The organism is Bradyrhizobium sp. WYCCWR15520, assembly GCF_056174665.1.
In genome coordinates, this window is sequence record NZ_JBWBWM010000105.1 from 1 (window position 1) to 6,798 (window position 6,798).

3 protein-coding genes and 3 pseudogenes are annotated in these 6,798 nt (G+C 57.8%); 3 read left to right on the forward strand and 3 right to left on the reverse strand.

The genetic code is table 11. The features are described 5' to 3' along the window. Nucleotides 1-128: 128 nt before the first annotated feature. Nucleotides 129-487 (reverse strand): annotated as a pseudogene (locus AC0QUY_RS41955) (transposase); the annotation flags it as partial. 175 nt (nucleotides 488-662) lie between these two features. Then, a pseudogene (locus AC0QUY_RS41960) lies at nucleotides 663-849 on the reverse strand (Tn3 family transposase); the annotation flags it as partial. A 646-nt stretch (nucleotides 850-1,495) separates the two neighbouring features. Here AC0QUY_RS41960 and AC0QUY_RS41965 point away from each other — a divergent pair. Further along, nucleotides 1,496-2,779: pseudogene (locus AC0QUY_RS41965) on the forward strand (IS5 family transposase). Between the two features lie 671 nt (nucleotides 2,780-3,450). On the opposite strand, the gene AC0QUY_RS41970 reads toward AC0QUY_RS41965, so the two are convergent. After that, a complete protein-coding gene (locus AC0QUY_RS41970; protein ID WP_161855522.1) occupies nucleotides 3,451-3,789 on the reverse strand; it encodes a hypothetical protein in 339 nt (112 codons plus the stop codon). Nucleotides 3,790-4,537: 748 nt separating this feature from the next. Here AC0QUY_RS41970 and AC0QUY_RS41975 point away from each other — a divergent pair. Continuing rightward, complete coding sequence (locus tag AC0QUY_RS41975; RefSeq protein ID WP_161855521.1) at nucleotides 4,538-4,783, forward strand: hypothetical protein; 246 nt, start codon at nucleotides 4,538-4,540, stop codon at nucleotides 4,781-4,783. Between the two features lie 416 nt (nucleotides 4,784-5,199). After that, nucleotides 5,200-5,499, forward strand: coding sequence for an H-NS histone family protein (locus tag AC0QUY_RS41980; protein ID WP_161856802.1), 300 nt, complete (start codon nucleotides 5,200-5,202; stop codon nucleotides 5,497-5,499). Nucleotides 5,500-6,798: the final 1,299 nt, after the last annotated feature.

Below are 6,798 nucleotides of genomic sequence, written 5' to 3' on the forward strand. Positions count from 1 at the left end.
CCTTGATAGAAACGAGGCCATCGCACGAACCGGCCGTCAATCGCGGAAAATACGCCGTCCACACATCATTGCACGGCCGGCCTGGAGTTCGGACCAGAGTCTCCCGCGGCCTTGGGCGGATGCTTACCGAGCTGTTCCTCGCCGAGCCGCTGGCGCCAGCGTGTCATCGACGATCGATCGAACGGCAGACGGTGGCAGAAGCTCAATTCGCCGCAGAAGTATTGGTAATAGGGGTTCTCGATCCAGCGAGCGCACAGCACCTCATCTGACAGGTTGTGCATGTGCTTCAAAATGAACAGGCCGGCGACCAGCCGCGTCGGCAGGCCAGGCTGCCCCGACCTGCTTGGCACACCGAACTAAAGCGGTCATCCAGGATGTTCCAGTCGATCAGCGCCGCCAACCGCACCAGCGGGTGACCCATGTCGATGATTTGATCGAGGGCCGGAAGCAGCAGGTCTTTCTGGCGATCATCCTGCGGTTTGCTCATCGCCTTCCCCAATGCCGATGACCCGCGGTCAGGGAATCATGAATCGCTCAAAAGCAAAATCCCAAAACGCAGGAAAGCGTGGTCCAACACACCGCTTTCCTGCAAAATCCAATACTATATCAAGACCGCTTCTGCTTATTTCTCAGGTCGTTCCGCATTCTTCACGGACGACTACCTGGCTCTCGAATGACCGGTCACGGATTTCGCCGCGCTCGTGAACACCCATGCTTGGGTTTGTGCGCTGCCTCACCCTTGTAGAGGCCGGCTTGTCATCGCCGGAAGGCCGGGCTCGAATACCATTCGATCATGAACAGTGATCGTTCGACGGGGCCGACTTCCCGCAGCGCCTTCTGCCAGCGACTTCCTCCGACGTGGCTATTTCACTAAGCAAGACGATCGAAAGCCCTAGCATCAATTCCGGTCACGACAGATAACTCCTTTGCTTGCGGCGAAATCGTTCAGAAAGCCGCGCATTGGACTTTGATAGCTTTCGCGACGAGCAAACATGGCCAAAGCGCGCAAGACCAACTCTTGATCCTTCAATCGTGCATTCTTCTTTTGTCCAAAAATAGACCGCCAACTTGCATCATCGTTCAGAAACCGGATTGCATCCATATCTCGACCGGAATTTCTTCTTTAACCGTGGACATGGTGCAAGCAACCAGAAATCGCGCGGGATTGCATTCTCAGTTTCTAAGCTAGTCCGGTAGAAATCAATCAATGACTGTAACCCCACCTCGCCAATAGTCCGCACCGCCTGCGACCACATTACAGCTAGTCGTCCGTTAAGAGCGACCAAGCGACTGATCTGGAATCGCAATTTGGCGGGAATACTGTTTTGAGATTGCAAGGTTCTGAGGCTTCGAGCCCTGGAACCTTGCAATTTCGCTTTCGAGATTCCCTTTCGGGGACGAAGCATGATTCCCTGTCCGCATCGGAGGGGCGATGCGGCCGAAGAAGCACAGGACGACGGGATCGGGCGACCTGTTCCGGGCCAGGCTGGACTAGATCATCAACATGAAGCACGAGCTGGTTCAGCTCGCCGGCAAGGTCGATTGGGACTGGATCGACGGCGAGATCGCGCCGCTTTACAGCGAGAACGGCCGGCCGGGCATCGCGACCCGCTTCATGATCGGGCTGCTGCTGCTCAAGCACATTTACGGCCTGTCCGATGAGGGGGTGTGCGAGCGCTGGGTCCACGACCCATATTTCCAGTACTTCACCGGCGAAGAGTTCTTTCAGCACGCGTTCCCGCACGAGCGCTCGGACCTGAGCCACTGGCGCAAGCGGCTTGGCGACAAGCTGGAGCTGTTGCTGGCCGAGAGCTTGCGGGTGGCGCACGAGGCCGGCGCGTTACGCAGCCAGGACCTCAAGCGGGTCACGGTCGATACCACCGTGCAGCCGAAGGCCATCACCTTCCCGACCGATGCGAAGCTGCTGCACGCGGCGATCAAGGGGCTCAACCGCCTGGCGAGGAAGCACGGGGTCAAGCTGCGGCAGTCCTATCTTCGCATTGCCAAGACCGCGGCAATGATGGCTTCCCGCTACGCCCATGCCAAGCAATTCAAGCGGCATCAGCGGCAGTTGCGCATCCTGCGCAGCCGGCTGGGCCGGATCATCCGCGATATCCGCCGCAAGATCGAAGGTCAGGCTGTGCTCGAGAACGCGTTCGTCCTCCCGCTCAGCTGAGCCACGCAGATCCGCTCGCAGCAGCAGCGCCAGCGCGGCTGGAAGCTTTATTCCTTTCACGCCCCGGAGGTGGAGTGCATCGGCAAGGGCAAAGCAGCCGCGCCTTACGAGTTCGGTGTCAAAGCCTCCATCGTCACCAACAACCGCCGTGCTCCCGGTGGCCTGTTCGTGCTGCACGCCAGGGCGCTACCCGATAACCCGTACGACGGCCACACCTTGCGGGACGTCATCGACCGCACCGAGACAGTCACCGGCTGTGCGATCGAGCGGGCCTATGTCGACAAGGGATACCGCGGGCATGACACGCAGAGCCCGCGTCGTGTCTTCATCTCCGGCCAGAAGCGCGGCGTCTTCGGTGTTATCAAGCGCGAGCTGCGCCGTCGCTCCGCCATCGAACCCATCATCGGACACCTGAAGGCCGACGGTCACCTCGGCCGCTGCTACCTCAAAGGCAGCGCAGGCGATGCGGCTAACGTCATCCTCTCCGCCGTCGGCCATAACTTCCGCCGCATCCTCGCCTGGCTGAAGGCTCTTTGGCGCCTGATCCTGACCACCCTCATCGCTGCCCTCAGCGACCGATCACCGCTGAAATCGGTTTCTTAACGGACGACTTGCTAAACTCGCTACGGACTAAGTCCTCCCACCTAAGCACGCCCGCCACTCAGGCGGCTTCTTTGAAACCAACGTGAAGCTATGAACCGAAAGGGGCCGCCTCTTGGCGACCCCCCTGCCGGTGAAAATTGATCCGGAATGAAATGCAGACCCGGCAGAGTCACCCTAGAGGTTTCCACGGCCTCTGTGGATTCCGTAAGAGCACGGTGAAGAGCACGTGTGCCCCCACGGCGCCAGTGTCAGGCAAACGCCCTTACACGCCATGAGAAGAGCCGCCGGCGTGGGGGGGGCTCGCGATGGCGTCCTTTGGCCTCTTGCTCCTTGCACTGCCCCGCGCGCAGCTCCGCCCCTGTCACAAAAACCCCTGCCGTCCGGGGGCGATGGACGGCGGGGGCCTCGTTCCGCGGAAGGTAGGTTCCTCTCGCGGGTGGACTCGACTCGTTATGACAGCATGCCGGCTGTCCGCAGGGTTTCGCGGCGGTGCTCTCACAAGCTGCATTCGCACTGTCGATGTGGCGTTGGAGGAGTGCCTCCCGCTCTGCCTCGTGGGCGGCCAAATAGTCAATGCGGGCGAAAAATCGTCCAAAAATTCCGCCGCCGTCGTCGGCAGCCACTGGCCCACATCGATCTCGACCGCCAGCTCCACGAACAACACACGATTGTCATCGATGGGTATCCATGTCGAGGGACACGGCCGGCAGCTGCCCGACGATTGCTGTCAAGCCATCGAAGCACTCCCTGCCCAATCGACTGGTGCATTGGCCTTTGGCGCCCTCCAGCGTCCTTGCGATGAAACCCGGGGCGTCCCATCGCTGGTTCTCAATGAATTCAGTCTGGTCGACGGCTTCCTCACTTATGTCAGGTCTCCAGTTGCAATGTGGTTCAACGGGCTGTTGAGCAGCCCCTAACTGCGAGGTTGCGTCGTCGTGGAGGAGTTCGTGCGAACAGAGGCGCGCAAGCGCGACGAATGCCGCGCGGCGCTTAATTTGTTGTCGGGTCATGGGGTTCTCGCGACCTAAAAGCCGCCGACCGTTTCGCTGCGGTTCTTACCTCGCGGCACACCGGCCGGCCCGGTGATGATGTAAGAACCCAAAGTGCCTTGGACATGGCGCACCGCTTCCGGTAGTCGGGAGATAAGATACCACTCAATAATCTGCCAAATCGCGATTGGGTTCTTACATCCAGGCACGATCATGCGCTTTAAAATTGAGTAACGTCAATCCGCAATTTCACGGACACATCGCGATCTTCTGCTAAGGTTACCGCCCCGTTCCTTGCCTGTGAATAGGTAGGACAAGCGAGCAGCGTGGAGGCATTGTGCGTCCTATTGCGTCATGCTTAGCCCGTTCGCCCCATCACGGGAGCTCAGGAGCGGGGAATATTTCAAAGTCCTTGTGGATCTTGTGAAGGCCGTCGCCTGGCCGGCAGCGGTCTTTGCGCTCGGATTTCTGTTCCGCTCCGACGTTCGCGCGCTATTTCCACGGTTGAAAAAAGCGGGGCCAACCGGCTTGGAGTTTGATCCTGCGCGGCAAGTGCTGAGCGCGGCACCGCGAGAATTGTGGGAGCTGCCCGGCTTTCCAGACCGAAGCCCTATGATAGCTAAGGTCGAAGCCGAGCTGCACGCGGAGCTCGGCATAATTGATCCAGAGAAGCAAATTTGATGTCCTAGTACGGCATCTAGCCGTCGCTCGCTTGGGGCGGGTTTTCGAGCAAATCTATCGCACTTTGTATGGGAGCCAGATCTCTGCATTGACCGAACTCGCCGCCGCACCCAACGGTGAAGCCGCACTTTCTGAATCGTCCGCATTTTTTGATGGGCTCAAAGCCAAACATCCAGATTTTTATGAGAAGAATACGTTTGAAGAGTGGATACGCGACCCTCTGACGGCCGGCTTGATCAAACGATCTAGAGATCAGATTCGAATAACCGATCTTGGTCGCGAATTCTTGACTTATCTGCAGGCCACTAATCTCTCAGCGGACAAGGCTTGGTGATTCGTGATCATTCCCTCTCCCTCGTCGTGGGGGAACAGGCAAGGTAAAGACGCCTGCCGAGCTTAATGGTTTAGCCCCGCCATTGGCCAATTCGTTAAATGGACTGTACGGGTAAAAAAACTATGATACTATCATTGCGTGTGGGCAAGGTTTAGAAGTGAGGCAAAACGTCCGAACTTCGAAGAGACAACGGCTGAAATTGCAGCAGTGCGCGCCCGATCTAGGCGAACAGCTCGCCGAGCTATTTGGCTGCAAGAGCAGGTCAGACGGAAACTCTAGATCCGGAAAAGCTCCTAGCGGAATTCAAAGCTCTCCGGGAGCAGACGGCGACCAAAGCTCGCCGAGTGATACATTAGCATCGTCGCCGAGCTTGGACGTGATGGAGGAGCGTCGTGAAGCGAGCCGAACTGGAACGGATGACTGTTGACGAGCTCTGGACGTTGCACGTTGAGGTCTCTCAAATCTTGCAGCAAAAGATCCAGCAGGAAAAGCTGCGTATAGACGAGCGCCTGAGGCAGTTGGCGTCACCGAGTCGGTCATGCCCGCCGGTAAAATACCGGAATCCCGATCAGCCATCAGAGACCTGGACAGGTCGAGGCAAGCAACCGCGGTGGTTGGTCGCGCAGTTGAAGCTCGGAAAGCGTATCGACGACTTCAGAGTCAGCCGCAGAGCAAGGGACGAGGTCAGTGACCGCCCGGCGCAATCCAGCAGGTAGCGAGCATGATCAGCTGAACCGTGCGCCGGCGATCCTGTTCTGTCGGACGTGGGCGCAACCAAGTGTGTGTACCTCTCCCATTTTGTTGTACTGGTCACGTGTTCTTCATGAGACGGATCTATAATTAAACAAGGCCAGTTGTATTTGCAGGAGAATACCTTGCCCCGCTTGTTTGTGCTGCTCCTCTTTGCGCTTGTATCTCTACCGGCTCACGCGCAGTTAGCAGTCCCCTCTACATGGGTGAATCAAAGGGGCTCGATTCTTTCGATACAGGCGCTAGCTAGACCCATCAACAGGCAATTTCACGGGAACGTATGTGAACAACGCGGCTGGATTTTCTTGCCGGGGACAGCCTTACGCTATGGCGGGCAACGTCACGGCGAACAAAATAGATTTCTACGTCAATTGGACGTCACCCACAGCTCCAAACTGCAGTACAATCACGATCTGGAATGGCCGTGTAGCTGGCGATAAAATTCCAACGCGATGGAAGCTGTACTACGTGGGATCGGACTGGAACTTTCACAAAATGACCGGCCGGAATCTCTTTACGAGGAGGTAGACCAAACCTAGTTTAGCCGCGTTGGCGATGGCCCGTAACGTCGTCACCGGATCCGTATTTGCATGATCGTTGGCTGCAATGTTCTGACTGACTATGAAGCTGTACTCGGTCGGCGCCCCCTTGATCCTGGAGAGAGAAACGGCCCGCTGCCTATTGCTTCTATACGTGTGCCGCGGTCGCAGCATTGACTTGCATCAACCGACGCTCATATTCAATGGAGGCGCTTTGCACGCGCTCGCACTAGCGCGCCGAGTACGCGAGTCCAAAGTTACTCGATCCGTATCGAGAGAACCTCAGAATTTGGGACTCGCTCTTCTTTGGCGGGTTATGGCCCAACTCGGACTCCCGAGATGTGCTTTCTCGCCGCGGAGCGATTTCAACTGTTCCTCCTGCGGCCTCTGGTTTTGTTCCTCGGTGGGCGAGAAGCTGGAGGTCAGACTTTTGCGTTATCCGCCGGCCAGATGCGCCACTGTGGAGGCTTCGAGGCTTTGGACAAGCAGGGCCAAGAATCCTTGCAAGGCGTTTCTCCGACCGGCATAGTCGCTCCCAACTATGTCGTCCCGTCGAACGATATTGAAAAATGCCCCGCGCGATCGGCGGGGCAAGAAGAAGTGCTCAGGGACGCCTCGGCTTTCCGAAGCTGCGTCGTCGCGCGCGGCACCACCACGTGGAAAGACGTCCGGCATCCGCTAGATCTCAGACATACTGCACCAATTTGAGGTAATCGTCTGTGAGGA

Excerpts from the sequence above, each read along its gene's own strand:
- AC0QUY_RS41970 (WP_161855522.1), bottom strand. The coding sequence starts at position 3,789 with ATGACCCGACAACAAATTAAGCGCCGCGCGGCATTCGTCGCGCTTGCG.
- AC0QUY_RS41980 (WP_161856802.1), top strand. The coding sequence starts at position 5,200 with ATGACTGTTGACGAGCTCTGGACGTTGCACGTTGAGGTCTCTCAAATC.